We start from the raw sequence: 16,643 nt of genomic DNA on the forward strand, positions 1-16,643 counted from the left end.
CATCACCATGGCCAAAATTATTTGCATTGCCAACCAAAAAGGCGGCGTTGGCAAAACCACCACCACGGTCAATTTGGCTGCGGGCTTGGCCAAACTCGGGCAAAAAGTTTTGTTGGTGGACCTCGACCCACAGGGCAATGCCACCATGGGCTCAGGCATTGACAAACGAGAAGTCGAACTCAGTGTTTACGATGTTTTGCTCGAGTCGGCATCTGTCAAAGAGGCGGTGGTCAAAGCCGACAAATGCGGCTACGACGTGCTGAGCGCCAACCGTGAATTGGCGGGCGCCGAAGTGGAGTTGGTGCAGCTGACACACCGTGACCAGCGCTTGCGGTCTGCCTTGGCCGAGGTGGGTGCCGACTATGACTTCGTGTTGATCGACTGCCCACCCTCTTTGTCCATGCTCACGCTGAATGGCCTTTGTTCGGCGAATGGCGTGATCGTGCCCATGCAGTGCGAGTACTTTGCGCTGGAAGGTCTGACAGACCTGGTCAACACCATCAAGCAGGTGCATGCCAACCTGAACAAAGAACTGAAAATCATTGGCCTGCTGCGCGTCATGTTTGACCCGCGCATCACTTTGCAAGTGCAGGTGAGCGATCAGCTCAAGGCGCATTTTGGCAACAAGGTGTTTGACACGGTGATCCCGCGCAATGTGCGTTTGGCCGAGGCGCCCAGCTATGGTTTGCCGGGTGTGGTTTTCGACCCTTCGGCCAAGGGCAGTCAGGCCTATGTCGAATTCGCTCGCGAATTGGTGCAGCGCGCACCATCGCTTTGAATGTCCACCAGCGTGTTGATCTTGCCCGGCTGGCAGGGCAGCGGCCCCGAGCATTGGCAAATGCGCTGGGCCCATCTGCATGCTTACACCGTGGTCGAGCAAAACGATTGGCTCAACCCGCTGCGAGGTGACTGGATGGCCCGCTTGGACGAAGCCGTCATCGATGCGCCAGGCCCTGTGGTGTTTGCTGCACACAGTTTGGGCTGTATTTTGGTGGCGGCTTGGGCGGCGTTGTCGCGGCACACCGAACGCGTGCAGGGGGCTTTTTTGGTAGCGCCAGGCGACACCGAAGTACCGCACATGCGGGACCGTCTGCCGGGGTGGTCGCCGGTGGTGCGTCAGCGCTTGCCTTTTCCAAGCGTGCTGGTCGGCAGCTTGGACGACCCGTATTGTTCGTCAGAACGCGCCCAAGGCATGGCCCATGACTGGGGTTCTCAGTGGTTGAGCTTGGGCCCAGCGGGGCACATCAATGCCGAATCTTCTTTGGGCGATTGGCCACAAGGCCATGCCCTTTTGCAAACACTCTTGAAGGATTGACCATGGTCACCAAAAAACCCAAAGGTCTTGGCCGAGGACTTGAGGCCTTGTTGGGCCCAACCGTCGAAGACGCACCGAACACCGCTTCTTACGCCGAAAGTGGCTTGCCCAGCCAACTCAAGCTGGACCAAATGGTGCCCGGCATGTACCAGCCGCGCACCCGCATGGACGAAGGGGCCTTGTACGAGTTGGCTGAATCCATCAAGGCCCAAGGCATCATGCAGCCGATCTTGGTGCGCCGGCTCACCGAGGGTGAGAATGCGGGCAAGTACGAGATCATTGCAGGCGAGCGCCGCTTCAGGGCTTCGCGCTTGGCGGGCTTGGACGCTGTCCCTGTTTTGGTGCGCGACGTGCCCAACGAGGCGGCTGCGGCCATGGCTTTGATTGAAAATATTCAACGCGAAGACCTCAATCCCTTGGAGGAAGCCCAAGGCCTGCAACGCTTGATCAAAGAGTTTGGGCTCACTCACGAAGCTGCGGCGCAGGCCGTGGGCCGTTCGCGCAGTGCCGGCAGCAACCTGTTGCGCCTGCTCAATTTGGCCGAACCGGTGCAGGCCATGCTGATGGCGGGCGACTTGGACATGGGCCACGCCCGCGCGCTGTTGTCCCTCGAAAAAGCGACACAAATCACCGCTGCCAACCAGATTACTGCCCGCAAGATGTCTGTGCGGGAGGCCGAAAGCTTGGTCAAAAAACTGGGCGCCGAGTTCAATTTGGTCACGCAAAAGCCCAAAAAAGAAAAGTCCCGCGACATTCGCCGCATCGAGGAAGAGTTGTCGGATTTGCTCATGGCCGAGGTCGAAGTGCGTGTGAAGAAGCGCGTCAAACGCCTGGGCCGGATGGAAGAGTTGGGTGAACTGAGCATCCAGTTTGGTTCGCTGGATGAGTTGAATGGATTGATTGACAAACTGCGCGGCTAAAAGCAGTGCCCACAACCGGTCAAACATGGTCAAAAACACTGTGGCGAAGCCTGTTTCGCCAGGGTGGTTTTTTGCGTCAAAAGATGCTGACCATTTATTTGATGTTGGTTTCTTTGACCACTTTTTTTGGTTTTTTATTCACGCCCGTTGACGCTGTGGCACGCGCCAACTTGGTGGTTTCGGTGTTGTCCCTGTGTTTGCTTGCGGTGGTGGGCATTCGGGCCATCTTTTCGTATCTGGTGCACGCCGTCACAGCCTTGACGGCGCTGCTCGCGATTTACACAGCCATGCAAATGGGTGGCATCAACTCTACCGCCGTCATTTGGCTGAATGTGCTTTCTGTGCCTGTGTTGTTGATGCTGGGGCGTACCGCCACGTTGGTGTGGATCGCCATCATGTTGATGTCGATTTTGGGATTAACCGGAATAACCTGGATGGGGTCAGTGGGCAGTCGTGTAGAGGCCTCGTCATCGGTGGTCACTTGGGCTTTTTTGAACCATGTTTTAGCGCTTTTGAACCTCATGATGGGCGTTCGCATTTATGAGTATTTGCACAATGGGCAGTTGCAAAAACTCAAGCTTCGCAATGAAGAGCTTGAGGCGACCCATGCGGCGCTGATCCGCGCCCAAGCGCATAAAGACGAATTTGTTGCAGCCGTTGGTCACGAGTTGCGAACCCCAATGAATGTGATTTTGGGATTCAATGGTGTCTTGCAACGCGAGCTGTCTGATCAACCAGAGAAATTGGCGGTGGTTGGCCACATACGCCGCTCGACTGAACACCTGCTTCAGCTGGTCAATGACATCTTGGACTTTTCTGAGCTGCAGGCGGGTGAGCTGCATTTGAACCGCGTGGACTTTGTACTCAAGTCCTTGCTGGACGAGCTGCAGCAACGCCACGGCGAGAAAGCCAAAGCCAAAGGCATCACCTTGCGTGTGTCTTTGGCTGCGGCATTGCCATTGCGTGTCCATGGTGATCGCCAGCGCTTGCTTCAGATTCTGAGCAACCTGGTGGACAACGCCATCAAATTCACAGACCATGGCGCGGTGCATGTGGGGGTGATGGCGCAGGGTGAGCGGTTGATTTTTGAGGTGCAGGATTCAGGCCGGGGCATCCCCCTTGAACGGCAGGCGCATATTTTTAGACGCTTTGAACATGCAGATGTACACACCAATCGGGCATATGGCGGCACAGGCCTGGGCTTGACTTTGTGTGAAAAACTGGTGGCCTTGCATGGCGGGCACATTGGCGTCGACAGCCATGAAGGGCGGGGCGCATGCTTTTGGTTCGACATCCCCTTGCAAGAGGCGCAAGAGTCGGACCCCGATGGCCGTTTGGATGACGATGGTTTAGCGAATGAGCCACTCCGTATCTTGGTGGTGGACGATAACAAAGTCAACCTGCTGGTGGCGCAGTTGCAGTTGCAAAAATGTTGGCCCAACGCCAGCATCACCACGGCGGACAGCGGCGCCAAAGTCTTGACTTTGTTAGAACAACAGGTGTTTGACGTGGCCTTGATCGACATGTTCATGCCAGACATGGACGGCGCGCAAGTGGCACAGCAAATTCGTCAACACTTTCCCGCCATGGCAAACCGCATGCCTATTTTGGCCCTGACAGCCAATACCAACCCGGTAGATCGTGGACGTTGTTTGGCGGCGGGCATGCAAGAGGTCTTGCACAAACCCATGGACACCGTGGCATTGATGGCGGCTGTTGGGCGGCATGTTTCTCGCGCTCGAAGGGGCCCGTTGTGAGCCTCTTTGGCAAGATTCGACAAAGGGCGTCACGCTTGGGCGTGTTGCTGTGGCTGGTCAACCATGGGTTTTCGTTGAGCCTGGCTGTGCACACAGGCACGGCGCTTGGGGCGGGTGTCTTGTTTTATTCGGCGTGGGTGACTGGCGGCGTTTATTCACCTCTGATGGCGTGGTTGTTGATTTTGCCGGTGACGCCTTTTTATGTGCTTCACCGCAGAGCCGGTTTTCTTTGGATGTGGTTGGTGTTGGCCATGCAGTTGGTCATGGCGGTGTCCAACCAGCTGGCTTGGATTGAGCCATTTGAAACGGGCATGGCGCATGTCCCATCGTCTTTTTTGACATACAGCTTGGTCACATGCGTGCTGATTGTGGTGCCCTTGATGTATGACCGCCTGTACCGCCAAGCACTGGAGGAAAGTCGCAAACACCAGCGTGAACTGGAAATTCAACGAGAGGAGCTAGAGCACACGTCGCTCATGCGCGAACATTTCATTGCCACCGTGAGCCATGAATTGCGCACACCCATGAACGCGATACTGGGCTTCAATGCCTTGCTCTTATCTCGCGTGCAGGACAAGCCCGAAGCCCTCAAGGTTCTCAAGCACACCCGCCAGTCAGCAGATCACCTGATGACCGTGATCAATGACATCCTGGATTATTCTCAGTTGCAGACCGGGCAATTGGTCATCCAACCCGAAACATTTGAGCTCCGATCTGTGGCTGAGCGCGCGTTTGAGTTGTTCAAGCCGCGTATTGACAGCACGGGTCTGAATTACCGCTTGGTGCTGGATGAACACTTGCCGGTTTGGGTCACCACCGACCGACACCGCCTCATGCAGGTGTTGGTCAACTTGTTGGGCAATGCGCTCAAGTTCACCCACCAAGGCTCGGTGGAGTTGCGGGTGGATTGGGCCAATCCTGGCGTTGTGTTTTCTGTGCAAGACACAGGCATTGGCATTGCCAAAGAGCGGCAAGATCAGATTTTTAAACGTTTTGCCCAGGCCGAGAACGATACGCAAGCTTTGTATGGCGGTAACGGTTTGGGTTTGGCGATTTCGCAAAAAGTAGCGCATCTTTTGGGTGGGGAAATCGGTTTTGAAAGCGAGCCTGGACAAGGGTCACGGTTTTGGCTTCGCTTGCCCTTAACGGCGGCACCAGCACCAGCCAAGTCTGCAGAGCAACAGCAGCTGCCATTGCAAAGCGCAGAAACGGCGTGGACCTTTTTGGTGGCCGATGACCATCCTCTCAACCGTTTGTTGCTCAAAAATGTGCTGCAAAACGCGTGGCCTCAAAGCACGGTCTTTGAAGCTGTTGACGGGCAAAATACGCTGGATGTGTTGTACCAAAATCCAGTAGATCTGGTGTTCATGGACATGGTCATGCCTGTCATGGATGGCATCGAAGCCACAGCCCTCATCCGACAAAATGCTGCCAAGCGCATCGCACATGTCCCTGTTTTTGGCTTGACGGCCAATGTCAATTCTTTGGATTTGGGGCGATTCAAGGCCGCAGGCCTCAATGACGTGATGCTCAAACCTTTTGAGCCTGTTGAGTTGTGCCACCGCGTGGAAAGCCTTTTGTTGGCGAGAGGTGGTGTTTCATGAATGGTCTTTGGCGAGACTTTTCCGTGTCCACATGCGTGGCTGGTTTTGTGGCCGTGTTGGTGGGTTTCACCAGTTCTGCGGCGATCGTGTTTTCGGCCGCACAAGCCTTGGGGGCGAGTCCCGAACAAATGGTGTCTTGGATGTGGGCCTTGGGCATTGGCATGGGCGTGACCAGTTTGGCCTTGAGCCTGTGGTACCGGCTGCCGGTTTTGACGGCTTGGTCAACCCCGGGGGCGGCGGTTTTGGCCGTCAGCCAAGGTGTGAGCTTGCCTGAGGCCACGGGGGCTTTCATGGTGTGCGCGCTGATGATCGTGTGGGTGGGTTACAGCGGCTGGTTCGAACGCCTCATGTCCAAAATTCCTTTGGCTTTGGCCAGCGCCTTGTTGGCTGGGGTCTTGGCCCGCTTTGCGCTGGATGCGGTGGGGGCGGTGGCACACGCCCCCGTGTTGGTGGTGACCATGACATTGAGTTATCTGCTGGGTCGGCGCTGGTGGCCGCGCTGGTCGGTGCCGGTTGTGTTGCTGGTGGGCATGGCCGTGGCAGCAGTGCAAGGCCAGTTGCATGTGTCCAGTGTGGTGTGGTCTTGGGCCTTGCCTGTGTGGGTGGGTCCCACATGGAGCTGGGCGACCATGGTCAGTGTGGCCTTGCCACTTTTTGTGGTGACCATGGCATCGCAAAACCTGCCCGGCGTGGCCGCACAACGTGCCTCGGGCTACGACATCCCGGTGTCACCCGTGGTGGGTGCGACCGGTTTGGCCAGTCTGTTGTTGGCCCCATTTGGCGGCTATGCGCTCAACTTGGCGGCGATCACCGCGGCCATTTGCATGGGCAAAGAGGCTCACCCTGACCCCAGTCGTCGCTACACCGCCTCGGTCGCGGCGGGTTTGTTGTACATCGGCCTGGGACTGGCGGGCGGCACGATTGTGAGCCTGATGGCGGCGTTTCCGCAGGCGCTGGTGTTGGCCGTGGCGGGCTTGGCTTTGCTCGGCACCATGGCCTCGGGTTTGTCTGTGGCCTTCAAGGACGAGCAGCACCGCGAAGCTGCGCTGCTCACATTTTTGGTGACCCTGTCGGGCGTGACGGTGGCCGGGGTGGGTTCGGCCTTTTGGGGTGTGGTGGTGGGTGTTTTGGCGCAGTGGTTATGGTCTCGGCGCCAAACGCCCTCACATTGAAAAAATCTTCCCAGGGTTCATGATGTTGTGCGGGTCCAGCGCCCGCTTGATGGTGCGCATCATGTCGACGGCGCCTTCGCCGGTTTCGGTGCGCAAGAAGTCCATCTTGTGCAGGCCGATGCCGTGCTCGCCCGTGCAGGTGCCGCCCAGACGCAGAGCGCGGCTGACCAGTTGTTGGTTCAGCGCTTCGGCGGTTTCGCATTCTTGCGGGTTGTTCGGGTCGATCAAATAGCCAAAGTGGAAATTGCCGTCGCCCACATGGCCGACCAAAAAGTAGGGCAGGCCGCTGGCGTCGGTTTCGGTGATGGAGTCGAGCAGGCAATCGGCCAGGCGGCTGATCGGCACGCAGGTGTCGGTGCTGATGGCGCGGCAGCCGGGCTTGCTCTGGATGGCTGCAAAGTAGGCGTTGTGCCGTGCTGTCCACAAGCGCGTGCGCTCCTCTGGCGTGGTGGCCCATTCAAACGCGTTGCCGCCAAATTCGCTGGCGATTTCTTGCACCGTTTCTGCTTGCTCCTTCACGCCCGCAGGCGAGCCGTGAAATTCCATCAGCAGCATGGGCTCTTCGCGCAGGCCCAGCTTGGCATACGCATTGACCATGCGCACCGTGTTGTGGTCGATCAGTTCCACGCGGGCGATTGGCACGCCCAGCTGGATGGTCTGGATCACGGTGTGTACCGCTGCCTCAATGCTGGGGAAGGAACAAATGGCCGCCGAGATGGCCTCGGGCAAGGGGTACAGGCGCACGGTGACCTCGGTGATCACGCCCAAAGTGCCTTCGCTGCCCACCATCAGGCGCGTCAGGTCGTAGCCAGCGCTGGATTTTTTGGCACGGGTGCCGGTGCGGATGACTTCGCCCGCAGCGGTGACCACTTCCATGGCCAACACGTTTTCGCGCATGGTGCCGTAGCGCACGGCGTTGGTGCCGCTGGCGCGGGTGGCGCTCATGCCGCCAATCGTGGCGTCAGCACCCGGGTCAATCGGGAAGAACAGGCCAGTCGATTTGATTTCTTCATTGAGTTGCTTACGCGTCACGCCGGGCTGCACCGTCACCGTCAGGTCTTCGCCGTTGATGGCCAAAACTTTGTTCATGCGCGTGAGGTCAATGCTGATGCCGCCTTGCACCGCCAGCAAATGGCCTTCAAGTGAAGAGCCTACGCCAAAGGGGATGACCGGTACCTTGTGCTCTGCACAGAGCTTGACCGCGTCGGCCACGTCTTGGGTGTTTTCGGCAAACACCACGGCGGCGGGTGGCGGCACATGGGTGAAGGCCGATTCATCACGCCCATGCTGCTCGCGGACCACCAGCGCGGTTGAGCAGTTGGTGCCAAAGCGGGCTTTGAGGGCCGTCAAAAACGCTTCGGGCACAGCACGTTGTGCAATTTCGGGGGCCAGGTGAGCTGCGGCGATGGGGGCGTTCATGGTGTCTCCAGGGGTGGCTGAGGCGTCCGCAGGTGGGCAGCAGGTCCTGCCGCCAAACATGCGAAATCGCAGTTTACGCCGCAAACCATGGCCTTGCTGTCCTTTGTCAGACAAGTTAAGGGGACTTGGCCGACAATCAAGCATCTCTGTAGCAGCCCACCTGCTGGGCGATTTTTGCAGACCCTGCACGCTTGAGCGAACCAAAAAGAAAGCAATACCATGGGCAACCGACTCACACAAATTGCCACCCGTACGGGTGACAACGGCACCACCGGCCTGGGCAACAACCAGCGCGTGTCCAAAAACAGCCTGCGCGTGCACGCCATGGGCGAGGTGGACGAGCTCAATTCCAACATTGGCGTCTTGTTGTGCGAAGACATGGCCGCTGACGTGCGCGATCTGCTGGTAGAGGTGCAACACCAGTTGTTCAACTTGGGGGGCGAGCTGTCGATCCCCGGTTTTGAGTTGCTCAAAGAAGAAGCTGTGGCGGCCCTCGATGAGGCGCTTGAAAAATACAACGCGCAGCTGCCTAAGCTGGAAGAGTTCATCTTGCCCGCGGGCACGCGGGGTGCCTCGCAAGCCCACGTGTGCCGCACCGTGGCGCGCCGTGCTGAGCGCGCCTGTGTGGCCTTGGGCAACGAAGAGGCCATCAACGAAACCCCGCGCCAGTACCTCAACCGGTTGTCTGACCTGATGTTTGTACTGGCTCGCGTGCTCAACCGCATCAATGGCGGGGACGATGTGTATTGGAAGAGCCAGCGCATGGCGAAAGACCCTGTCGCCTAAGTGCGTGTTTTCAGGGTTTTTGGGGTGACAGCGCGATGTGCCCACTGCTACGCTGTTCCCCATGAACACCGACAAACCTGTATCGGCCCCTGCGCCTCACTTGCCGCAGATCCGGCTTTACCAAAACTGGCTGCGTGACGAGCGCGGCTTGAGCTTTGCCACCTACAACGACCTGTGGCGTTGGTCGGTGACCGAGCTGGACGCGTTCTGGCAAAGCATCTGGGATTACTTTGACTTTCAGTCGCCCACGCCGCACACGGCGGTGCTGGCCAACAACGTCATGCCCGGGGCCAAGTGGTTCACCGGGGCTCAAACCAATTACGCCCACCAAGTGCTGCGACATGTGCAGCCTGCGCACACGGCGGGGTTTTTGGCCGTTGTCAGCCACAACGAAAAAGGTCTGCGTCGCGAGATGACCTGGCCCGAGCTGCGCCGTCAAGTGGCTGCCATGGCCTTGCACCTGCAAGCCAAAGGGGTGAAGCCCGGTGACCGGGTGGCGGCTTACATGCCCAACATCCCTGAGGCCATGGTGGCGTTTTTGGCCACGGCCAGTATTGGCGGTGTGTGGAGCATTTGTGCGCCCGACATGGGCACCAACGCGGTGTTGGACCGTTTCAAACAGATCGAGCCCAAAGTGCTCGTGGCTGTGGATGGTGTGAGTTATGGCGGACGTGACTTTGACCGCATGGCCGTGGTGCAAGAGCTGCAAAACGCATTGCCCAGTGTGCAACACGTGGTCATTCATGAGAACTTGGGTACGCTGGACCTGGCCAGTTGCGATGTGGGGGCCAGCGTGCAGATGTCGGCCATCATGGCGCGGGACGACGCTGAGGTGCAGGCCTTTGAGCCCATGTGGCTGCCCTTTGACCACCCACTGTGGATTGTTTATTCGAGCGGCACCACTGGCCTGCCCAAACCCATCGTGCATGGCCATGGCGGTACCGTGATCGTGGCGTTGGCCAACAAGATCTTGCACAACGACATTGGCTGCAGTTATCAACCCAACAGTTGGGGCGAGCGCTTTCATTGGTACAGCTCCACCGGTTGGGTGATGTGGAACGCGCAAGTCGCCGGCCTGCTGAATGGCGTGACTTGCGTGATTTATGACGGCAACCCCGGTGGCAGCAAAGACAAGCCGGACTGGGGTATTTTGTGGCGCATGGCGGCCGAAGAAAAGGTCACTTTTTTTGGTGCGGGTGCGGCGTTCTTTGCCAACTGCCAAAAGTCCGGTGTGGACATTGCGCGCTGTGGTGATTTGTCGTGGGTGCGCGCCTTGGGCACCACGGGTTCGCCCTTGTCGCCAGAAACCCAAAGTTGGGGCGTCGATCAGTTCAAGGCCATCGGCACAGACATTTGGTGGTGCAACATCTCGGGCGGCACCGACTTTGCGGGCGCCTTTGTCGGCGGTCACCGCGAGCTGCCGCAAGAGCCCGGCGTCATGCAATGCCGAGAACTCGGCTGCGCGGTCGAGGCCTGGAACGAAGCCGGTGAGCCTGTTTTGGGTGAAGTGGGCGAGCTGGTCTGCACCCAGCCGATTCCGTCCATGCCGCTGTACTTTTGGAACGACAAGGAAAACGCCCGCTATCTGGCGAGCTATTTCGAAATGTACCCCGCAGGTCACGGCCGCATGCCCGGTGGCGGGGATGGTCCGGCCAGCATGGGCGGCGTCTGGCGACACGGCGACTGGTTGCGCATCGGCAACGCGCAAGGCGAGGGCGAAGGCTGTGTGATCTTTGGCCGCAGCGATGCCACCATCAACCGCTACGGCTTGCGCATGGGCACCAGCGAGCTGTACAGCGCCGTCGAGGCCTTGCCCGAAGTCATGGACTCGATGGTGGTGGACCTGGAATATTTGGGCAAGGAAAGCTACATGCCGCTGTTTGTGGTGCTGCGCCCCGGCGCCACGTTGGATGATGCCCTCAAGGCCAAACTCAACAACGCCATCAAGGTGGCGCTCAGCCCGCGCTTCATTCCGAACGACATCTTTCAGGTGGCCGAGATCCCGCGCACCCTGTCTGGCAAAAAGCAGGAGCTGCCGATCAAGAAGCTCATGCTGGGCCAACCGCTGGAAAAAGTGGTCAACAAAGACGCCATGGCCAATCCGGGGTGTCTGGATTGGTATGTGGATCTGGCCAGGCGGCATTTGGCCAAAACCTGAGTTGTCACTCAATTGCGCCAGACTCGGGCGCTAACAGGGGTGCGGGGCTTCGACGAGAACCCACCCCAGCGGCCTGGCTCAAAGCGATGGCGCGTCTGTATCAGGCAGACGTATTTTTGTAGGAGCCCACCCCTGTGGGCGAATGGCTGCGCGCCCACCACCAAGGCCTCGTTGGGATACATCAGAGGCTTTTAGACGACTTTTATTCCGACAAATGAAAAAAAGTCGCGACTAAATTCCAAAGTGATTCAAAAAAGTCGCAAAATGACGGGTATGAAACGCTACCTTGATGCCCGTGTCCAGGCTGATCTGGCCCACAAAATGGTGTTCCTCACAGGGCCGCGCCAGGTGGGTAAAACCACCCTCAGCCGCCAATTGATTGCGCAGCAAGGCGGTCAGTACCTCAATTACGACGTTCCCGCCGACCGTGCACTGATCACCCACCAGCGCTGGAGCCCCCAAGCGCCTTTGCTGGTACTCGATGAAATCCACAAAATGTCCGACTGGAAAGCCTGGCTCAAAGGCGTGGTCGACGGCAAACCCGTTAACCAGCAACTGCTGGTCACGGGAAGCGCCCGAATGGACACCTTCAGACAAAGTGGGGAATCCTTGGCGGGGCGCTTTTTTGGTTTGCGCTTGCACCCACTTTCGGTGCGCGAATGGTGTGAACAAACCGGGGCCACGCCTGATGCCGCGCTGAACCATTTGCTGGAGCGCGGCGGATTTCCCGAGCCCTGCCTGGCGCCGGACAATGAACAGGCCGAGCGCTGGCGCAGGCAGTATTTTGATGGCTTGGTGCGCAACGACGTGCTGGAGTTTTCGCGCATTCAGGAGGTCAACGCCATCCGTCTGTTTGCCCAAATGCTGCGTTCGCGCGTGGGTTCGCCCCTGTCGCTGGCCAGTATGGCGCGCGACTTGGCCGTGTCGCCAGTCACGCTCAAGAAATACCTCGACATTCTGGAGGCGCTCTACATCGTATTTGTGGTGCGCCCCTTCCACGACAACATCGCCCGCGCCACGCTGCAAACGCCCAAGGTCTACTTTTACGACACGGGCCTGGTCGAAGGCGACGAGGGCCTGCGCTTTGAAAACCTGGTGGCCACCGCCTTGCTCAAGCATGTGCAATGGCAGCACGACGTGCAGGGCAAAGAGACGGGACTGCATTACATCCGCACCAAAGACGGTGCCGAGGTGGACTTCGCCCTGAGTGAAAAAAACCAGCTCACGCAGCTCGTCGAATGCAAGTTATCCGACGAAAAACCGCACCGCGCATTGCAACGCTTCGCCTTGGAAAAAGCACCGGTGCAGGCCGTGCAGGTGGTGCGCAATGCCCGACACAGCTACACGCTGGGAGACATTCAAATTGCAGTGGCGGCGCAATACTTGTCTGGACTCGCTGCTTGAGTGAAAACGGCGCGCCGCTCTCGCGTGCACGCCGTCTACCCAGACCAGAACCCAAAATCAGTTCTTGTGCAGTTCAGCGTTCAACTCGCCCCAGCTCTTGTTGCGCGGGATGGCGTGCAAGGCGCCCGACTGTGAATCGCGGCGGAACAGGATGCCGTTTTTGCCGGACAGCTCTTTGGCTTTCATGACCGAACCGTCGGGCATTTGCACGCGGCTGCCACCGGTGATGTAGCAGCCAGCTTCGACGATGCAGTCGTCGCCCAGCGAAATGCCGATGCCGGCGTTCGCGCCCAGCAAGCAGCGCTTGCCGACTTTGATGACTTCTTTGCCGCCACCGGACAGCGTGCCCATGATGGACGCGCCGCCACCGATGTCGCTGGCGTCATCGACCACCACGCCTGCGCTGATGCGGCCTTCGACCATGCTGGCGCCCAAGGTACCCGCGTTGAAGTTGCAAAAGCCTTCGTGCATGACGGTGGTGCCGCTGGCCAAGTGTGCGCCCAGGCGCACACGGTCGGCGTTGGCAATGCGCACGCCCGATGGGATCACGTAGTCTGTCATTTGAGGGAACTTGTCCAGGCCCTTGATCTCCAACACGCGGCCGGTCCCACGGGCTTTCAGGCGGGCGGCAGGCACATCGGCCAGGGCGCAGGGGCCAAAGTTGGTCCAGGCCACGTTGGGCAGCAGGCCAAAGATGCCGGTCACGTTGGCACCGTGTGGCAACACCAGGCGGTGGCTCAGCAGGTGCAGGCGCAGGTAGGCGTCGTGCGTGTCGGCGGGGGCGTCGGCCAGGCTTTTGATCTCGGTGCGCACGGCCACCACGGTGGCGTTGCGCACGCTGCAGGCGACCAGGGCTTGGGCCACGTCAGCGCCCAAAGCGGCGACGGCTTCGGCCTGGGTCAGGCGGGTGCTGCCGCTGGCGGCCACGTCGGCTGCCAGTTCGGGGGCGGGGAACCAGGTGTCTAGCACAGTGCCGTCAGCGGCGATGGTGGCGAGGCCTGTGGCGCGTGCGCCGGTGGTTTGGAATGTGCTCATGGGGTGTTCTTGGGTCTAAAAGCTTTAAAACCTGAATTATCGTGGAGGATATTTGTTCTGCCCACCGAGGGTGTTTTCAGTGAGCCGCGTTGGTGCGCAAAACCGAGGTGTCACTTGCGGGCATCCTGTTGCGCCGGGGGGGCTTAGGATGGCATGAAAAGATTCAAGGCCCGGTTTCGGACTCAGGCTGTGGTGGTGGTCAAAGTGCCGCAGTTGGGTTCTTCGCAGGGCCACGTTGGGGCGTTTGGTCACCTATCAAGCGTGGGAATAGGGTCCGCGTCATCCGACTTCAAAAATTTGGAGGTGAACCATGATTGACCGTCGGTACATAGGCCATCAGATGCCGGGGTTTGAGGTGCTCGTTGAAAAAGGCCGGCTGCGTTTTTTTGCCAAAGCGACCGGCCAGACCGACCCTGTGTACACCGACGAAGAGTTTGCCCGTTCACAAGGCCATCCGACTTTGCCTGTGCCGCCCACTTTCTTCTTTTGTCTGGAGATGGAGTCGCCCGATCCGGCCGCCATCCGCAACTTGTTGGGCATCGATTACCGCCGACTGTTGCATGGTGAGCAAGGTTTTACCTACCACCGCATGGCTTACGCGGGGGATGTCCTGCGCTTTGAACAACGCATTGAGGACATCTATGACAAAAAGAACGGTGCCCTTGAGTTTGTCGTGCGCCGAACTCGGGTGAGCAATCAGCACGGCCAGTGCGTCGTCGATTTGCGCAATGTCGCGGTTCTGCGCAACAGCGAAGGGTAATGGGATGAAAACACCAGTTTTTGACGTATTGAAGGTGGGTGATGACATTCCCGCTTTGACAATGCCCTCCCTGTCGCGCTTGACGTTGGCGCTTTACTGCGGCGCATCGGGCGACCACAACCCGATCCATGTGGACACCGATTTCGCACACAGTGCAGGCATGCCCGATGTGATTGCACACGGCATGTTGTCCATGGCGTGGTTGGCACACGTCTTGACCCACTGGGTGCCGCAAAACGCCATTCGAGATTACAGCGTGCGTTTTGCGGCCATGACGCATGTGGGCGAAAAAATCACTTGCAGCGCAAAAGTGACTGAAAAATTCGAACTTCAGGGAGAGCGCCGCGTGCGTTTGGCCTTGACCGCGGCCAATGCCGAAGGCCAAACCAAGTTGTCCGGAGAAGCCGTGATTGCGCTCACTTGACCATGACCCACACATCCTTGCTCCAATTCGAGGTGAGCGAACAAGTCGCCACCCTCATCTTCAACAGCCCGACCAAGCGCAACGCGCTGGAGCCGGCCATGCGCGAAGAACTGGCATTGGCCTTGCAGCAAATCCAGCAAGACCAGAGCATCCGCGCCGTGGTCTTGACGGGCGCTGGCGGGCATTTTTGTTCGGGCGGCGACCTGAAAAACATTGCCACGGCCAATCTTGACAATGGCGGTTGGCTCCTGCGCATGCAAACCCTGCATGCCTGGTTGCAGGTCTTGCTCACGCTCGACCGACCGGTGATCGCTGCGGTGGATGGTGCGGCCGCTGGTGCGGGCTTCAGCCTCGCGTTGTCTGCAGACTTCGTGCTGGCCACGCCGCGGGCCTGGTTCAACATGTCATTCCTCAAGGTCGGGCTGGTGCCCGATTTGGGCGCGCTCTATACCTTGCCCCGCGTGGTGGGCGTTCAGCGGGCCAAAGAAATCATGCTCTCGGCCCGCGACATCGACGCCCAAGAGGCCCTGCGTCTTGGCATCGTGATGGAGCTCCACGAACCCGAGCAACTGTTGCCCCGTGCGCAAGCCTTGGCCCGCAGCTTTGTGGGTGCGTCGCCAGCGGCAGTGGCGCTCATCAAGTGCAGCCTGGGCACGGCCCTGGGCGGCGGTCTGCAAGACATGCTGAGCTCAGAAGCGCAGGCGCAGGCTTTGGCCGCAGGCACCGCCGAGCACCGCGAAGCCGTGAGCCGTTTTCTGAACAAGCAGCCGCCCTTGTTTGTTTGGCCATCCCAAGACAAGCGGTCCTGAACCAAGGGGAATCCCGGGGTTAGGCAATTCAAAAGACCCGGTTCAGCAATCGCAGATTGATGAGAACTGGGGCGCGGCACAAGATACACCCACCCATGGTGTCGCAGGCGGTGCCCAGTCCTGCAACGACCCCATGAATTGAAGGAAAGCAAACATGAGCATGACTGGATTGGTTCAAGACAAGGTGGTGGTGGTCACCGGCGCAGGTGGTGGCATTGGCCGCGACATCGCGTTGGCCATGGCCCGCGAGGGTGCCAAGGTGGTGGTCAACGACATTGGCGCGTCCGTCTCGGGCGAGGGCCAAGACGCCGGTCCCGCACAAAAAGTGGTGGACGAGATCCAAGTCATGAGCGGCCAGGCGGTGGCCAACACCGACAGCGTGTCTGACGCCGCAGGCGCAGCCCGCATCATCCAGACGGCCATTGACCACTTTGGCCGCATCGACGTGGTGGTCAACAACGCAGGCATCTTGCGCGACCGCTTCTTTCACAAGATGAGCATGGACGAGTGGGACGCCGTGCTCAAGGTGCACCTGTACGGCGCTTTTTATGTCAGCCGCGCCGCTGCCCCCCACTTCAAAGAGCAGGAAAGCGGCAACTACATCCACATGACCTCCACCTCGGGGCTGGTGGGCAACTTTGGCCAGGCCAACTACTCGGCGGCCAAGCTGGGTGTGGCCGCGCTGTCCAAGTCAATCGCGTTGGACATGCAGAAGTTCAATGTTCGCTCCAACTGCATCTCGCCTTTTGCCTGGAGCCGCATGATCGGCTCGATACCGACCGAAACGCCCGAAGAGCAGGCCCGCGTCGAGCGCATCAAGCAGATGACACCCGCCAAGATCGCGCCCATGGCCGTGGCCCTGGCCAGCGATGCATCGGCCCATGTGAACGGCCAGATTTTTGCCGTGCGCAACAACGAAATTTTCTTGATGAGCCAGCCGCGTCCGGTGCGCTCGGTGCACCGTGGCGAGGGCTGGACGCCGCAGAGCGTGCTCGACCACGCCATGCCCGCGCTGCAATCGAGCTTTTTTGACCTGGAACGCTCAGGTGACGTGTTCAGCTGGGACCCGATCTGAGCAAT

The 16,643-nt window shown here is 59.1% G+C and carries 15 protein-coding genes; 13 read left to right on the forward strand and 2 right to left on the reverse strand.

Annotation, left to right across the window (positions count from 1 at the left end; all coding sequences use genetic code 11):
* Nucleotides 1-7: 7 nt before the first annotated feature.
* The 6 genes from Q1M54_RS00650 (at nucleotide 8) to Q1M54_RS00675 (ending at nucleotide 6,768) form a co-directional block, all read left to right on the forward strand.
* The gene (locus tag Q1M54_RS00650; RefSeq protein WP_300552475.1) at nucleotides 8-778 is read left to right on the forward strand and encodes an AAA family ATPase; all 771 of its coding nucleotides are present in this window, start codon (nucleotides 8-10) and stop codon (nucleotides 776-778) included.
* The gene (locus tag Q1M54_RS00655; protein ID WP_300552478.1) at nucleotides 779-1,315 is read left to right on the forward strand and encodes an alpha/beta hydrolase; all 537 of its coding nucleotides are present in this window, start codon (nucleotides 779-781) and stop codon (nucleotides 1,313-1,315) included.
* Between the two features lie 2 nt (nucleotides 1,316-1,317).
* Nucleotides 1,318-2,235: a ParB/RepB/Spo0J family partition protein gene (locus Q1M54_RS00660; RefSeq protein WP_300552481.1), complete on the forward strand. Its 918-nt coding sequence runs from the start codon at nucleotides 1,318-1,320 to the stop codon at nucleotides 2,233-2,235.
* An 83-nt stretch (nucleotides 2,236-2,318) separates the two neighbouring features.
* On the forward strand, nucleotides 2,319-3,992 hold the full coding sequence (locus Q1M54_RS00665; protein WP_300552484.1) for an ATP-binding protein: 1,674 nt from the start codon (nucleotides 2,319-2,321) through the stop codon (nucleotides 3,990-3,992).
* A complete protein-coding gene (locus Q1M54_RS00670; protein ID WP_300552486.1) occupies nucleotides 3,989-5,596 on the forward strand; it encodes an ATP-binding protein in 1,608 nt (535 codons plus the stop codon). Before Q1M54_RS00665 ends, Q1M54_RS00670 begins: the two co-directional genes overlap by 4 nt.
* Entirely contained in the window at nucleotides 5,593-6,768 is a 1,176-nt protein-coding gene (locus tag Q1M54_RS00675; protein WP_300552488.1) for a benzoate/H(+) symporter BenE family transporter, read from the forward strand. Before Q1M54_RS00670 ends, Q1M54_RS00675 begins: the two co-directional genes overlap by 4 nt.
* Here the strand turns inward: Q1M54_RS00675 and Q1M54_RS00680 are convergent.
* A complete protein-coding gene (locus tag Q1M54_RS00680) occupies nucleotides 6,760-8,187 on the reverse strand; it encodes an FAD-linked oxidase C-terminal domain-containing protein (protein WP_300552491.1) in 1,428 nt (475 codons plus the stop codon). The two genes, Q1M54_RS00675 and Q1M54_RS00680, sit on opposite strands and share 9 nt — an antisense overlap.
* 219 nt (nucleotides 8,188-8,406) lie before the next feature.
* On the opposite strand from Q1M54_RS00680, the gene Q1M54_RS00685 reads away from it, so the two are divergent.
* The 3 genes from Q1M54_RS00685 to Q1M54_RS00695 all read left to right on the forward strand — a co-directional run bounded on the left by Q1M54_RS00685 (nucleotide 8,407) and on the right by Q1M54_RS00695 (nucleotide 12,535).
* Nucleotides 8,407-8,973 (forward strand): cob(I)yrinic acid a,c-diamide adenosyltransferase, encoded by a 567-nt coding sequence (locus Q1M54_RS00685; protein WP_300552494.1) that lies wholly within the window; start codon nucleotides 8,407-8,409, stop codon nucleotides 8,971-8,973.
* A 61-nt stretch (nucleotides 8,974-9,034) separates the two neighbouring features.
* Complete coding sequence (locus tag Q1M54_RS00690) at nucleotides 9,035-11,131, forward strand: acetoacetate--CoA ligase (protein ID WP_300552497.1); 2,097 nt, start codon at nucleotides 9,035-9,037, stop codon at nucleotides 11,129-11,131.
* Nucleotides 11,132-11,404: 273 nt separating this feature from the next.
* Nucleotides 11,405-12,535, forward strand: coding sequence for an ATP-binding protein (locus Q1M54_RS00695; RefSeq protein ID WP_300552500.1), 1,131 nt, complete (start codon nucleotides 11,405-11,407; stop codon nucleotides 12,533-12,535).
* Between the two features lie 57 nt (nucleotides 12,536-12,592).
* Here the strand turns inward: Q1M54_RS00695 and dapD are convergent, their stop codons facing one another.
* Nucleotides 12,593-13,570, reverse strand: coding sequence for a 2,3,4,5-tetrahydropyridine-2,6-dicarboxylate N-succinyltransferase (gene dapD, locus Q1M54_RS00700; protein ID WP_062407040.1), 978 nt, complete (start codon nucleotides 13,568-13,570; stop codon nucleotides 12,593-12,595).
* A gap of 310 nt (nucleotides 13,571-13,880) precedes the next feature.
* Between dapD and Q1M54_RS00705 the strand changes: the two genes are divergently transcribed.
* From Q1M54_RS00705 to Q1M54_RS00720, 4 genes are all read left to right on the forward strand, one after another.
* The gene (locus Q1M54_RS00705; protein ID WP_300552504.1) at nucleotides 13,881-14,330 is read left to right on the forward strand and encodes a MaoC family dehydratase N-terminal domain-containing protein; all 450 of its coding nucleotides are present in this window, start codon (nucleotides 13,881-13,883) and stop codon (nucleotides 14,328-14,330) included.
* Nucleotides 14,331-14,334: 4 nt separating this feature from the next.
* Nucleotides 14,335-14,754, forward strand: a complete 420-nt coding sequence (locus tag Q1M54_RS00710) for a MaoC family dehydratase (protein ID WP_300552507.1) — start codon at nucleotides 14,335-14,337, stop codon at nucleotides 14,752-14,754.
* Between the two features lie 2 nt (nucleotides 14,755-14,756).
* Nucleotides 14,757-15,563: an enoyl-CoA hydratase/isomerase family protein gene (locus tag Q1M54_RS00715; RefSeq protein ID WP_300552509.1), complete on the forward strand. Its 807-nt coding sequence runs from the start codon at nucleotides 14,757-14,759 to the stop codon at nucleotides 15,561-15,563.
* Nucleotides 15,564-15,717: 154 nt separating this feature from the next.
* Nucleotides 15,718-16,638 carry an SDR family NAD(P)-dependent oxidoreductase gene (locus Q1M54_RS00720; protein WP_300552511.1) on the forward strand — a complete coding sequence of 307 codons (921 nt, stop codon included), beginning with the start codon at nucleotides 15,718-15,720 and terminating at the stop codon, nucleotides 16,636-16,638.
* The last annotated feature ends 5 nt before the right edge of the window (nucleotides 16,639-16,643 follow it).

Origin of the sequence: Limnohabitans sp. Rim8 (genome assembly GCF_943326455.1) — a bacterium.
Classification (GTDB): Bacteria; Pseudomonadota; Gammaproteobacteria; order Burkholderiales; family Burkholderiaceae_C; genus Limnohabitans_A.

Coding starts and splice junctions, on each gene's coding strand:
- dapD (WP_062407040.1), bottom strand. CDS start 13,570: ATGAGCACATTCCAAACCACCGGCGCACGCGCCACAGGCCTCGCCACC.
- Q1M54_RS00690 (WP_300552497.1), top strand. CDS start 9,035: ATGAACACCGACAAACCTGTATCGGCCCCTGCGCCTCACTTGCCGCAG.
- Q1M54_RS00695 (WP_300552500.1), top strand. CDS start 11,405: ATGAAACGCTACCTTGATGCCCGTGTCCAGGCTGATCTGGCCCACAAA.
- Q1M54_RS00675 (WP_300552488.1), top strand. CDS start 5,593: ATGAATGGTCTTTGGCGAGACTTTTCCGTGTCCACATGCGTGGCTGGT.
- Q1M54_RS00665 (WP_300552484.1), top strand. CDS start 2,319: ATGCTGACCATTTATTTGATGTTGGTTTCTTTGACCACTTTTTTTGGT.
- Q1M54_RS00715 (WP_300552509.1), top strand. CDS start 14,757: ATGACCCACACATCCTTGCTCCAATTCGAGGTGAGCGAACAAGTCGCC.
- Q1M54_RS00710 (WP_300552507.1), top strand. CDS start 14,335: ATGAAAACACCAGTTTTTGACGTATTGAAGGTGGGTGATGACATTCCC.
- Q1M54_RS00660 (WP_300552481.1), top strand. CDS start 1,318: ATGGTCACCAAAAAACCCAAAGGTCTTGGCCGAGGACTTGAGGCCTTG.
- Q1M54_RS00720 (WP_300552511.1), top strand. CDS start 15,718: ATGAGCATGACTGGATTGGTTCAAGACAAGGTGGTGGTGGTCACCGGC.
- Q1M54_RS00650 (WP_300552475.1), top strand. CDS start 8: ATGGCCAAAATTATTTGCATTGCCAACCAAAAAGGCGGCGTTGGCAAA.
- Q1M54_RS00655 (WP_300552478.1), top strand. CDS start 779: ATGTCCACCAGCGTGTTGATCTTGCCCGGCTGGCAGGGCAGCGGCCCC.
- Q1M54_RS00705 (WP_300552504.1), top strand. CDS start 13,881: ATGATTGACCGTCGGTACATAGGCCATCAGATGCCGGGGTTTGAGGTG.
- Q1M54_RS00680 (WP_300552491.1), bottom strand. CDS start 8,187: ATGAACGCCCCCATCGCCGCAGCTCACCTGGCCCCCGAAATTGCACAA.
- Q1M54_RS00685 (WP_300552494.1), top strand. CDS start 8,407: ATGGGCAACCGACTCACACAAATTGCCACCCGTACGGGTGACAACGGC.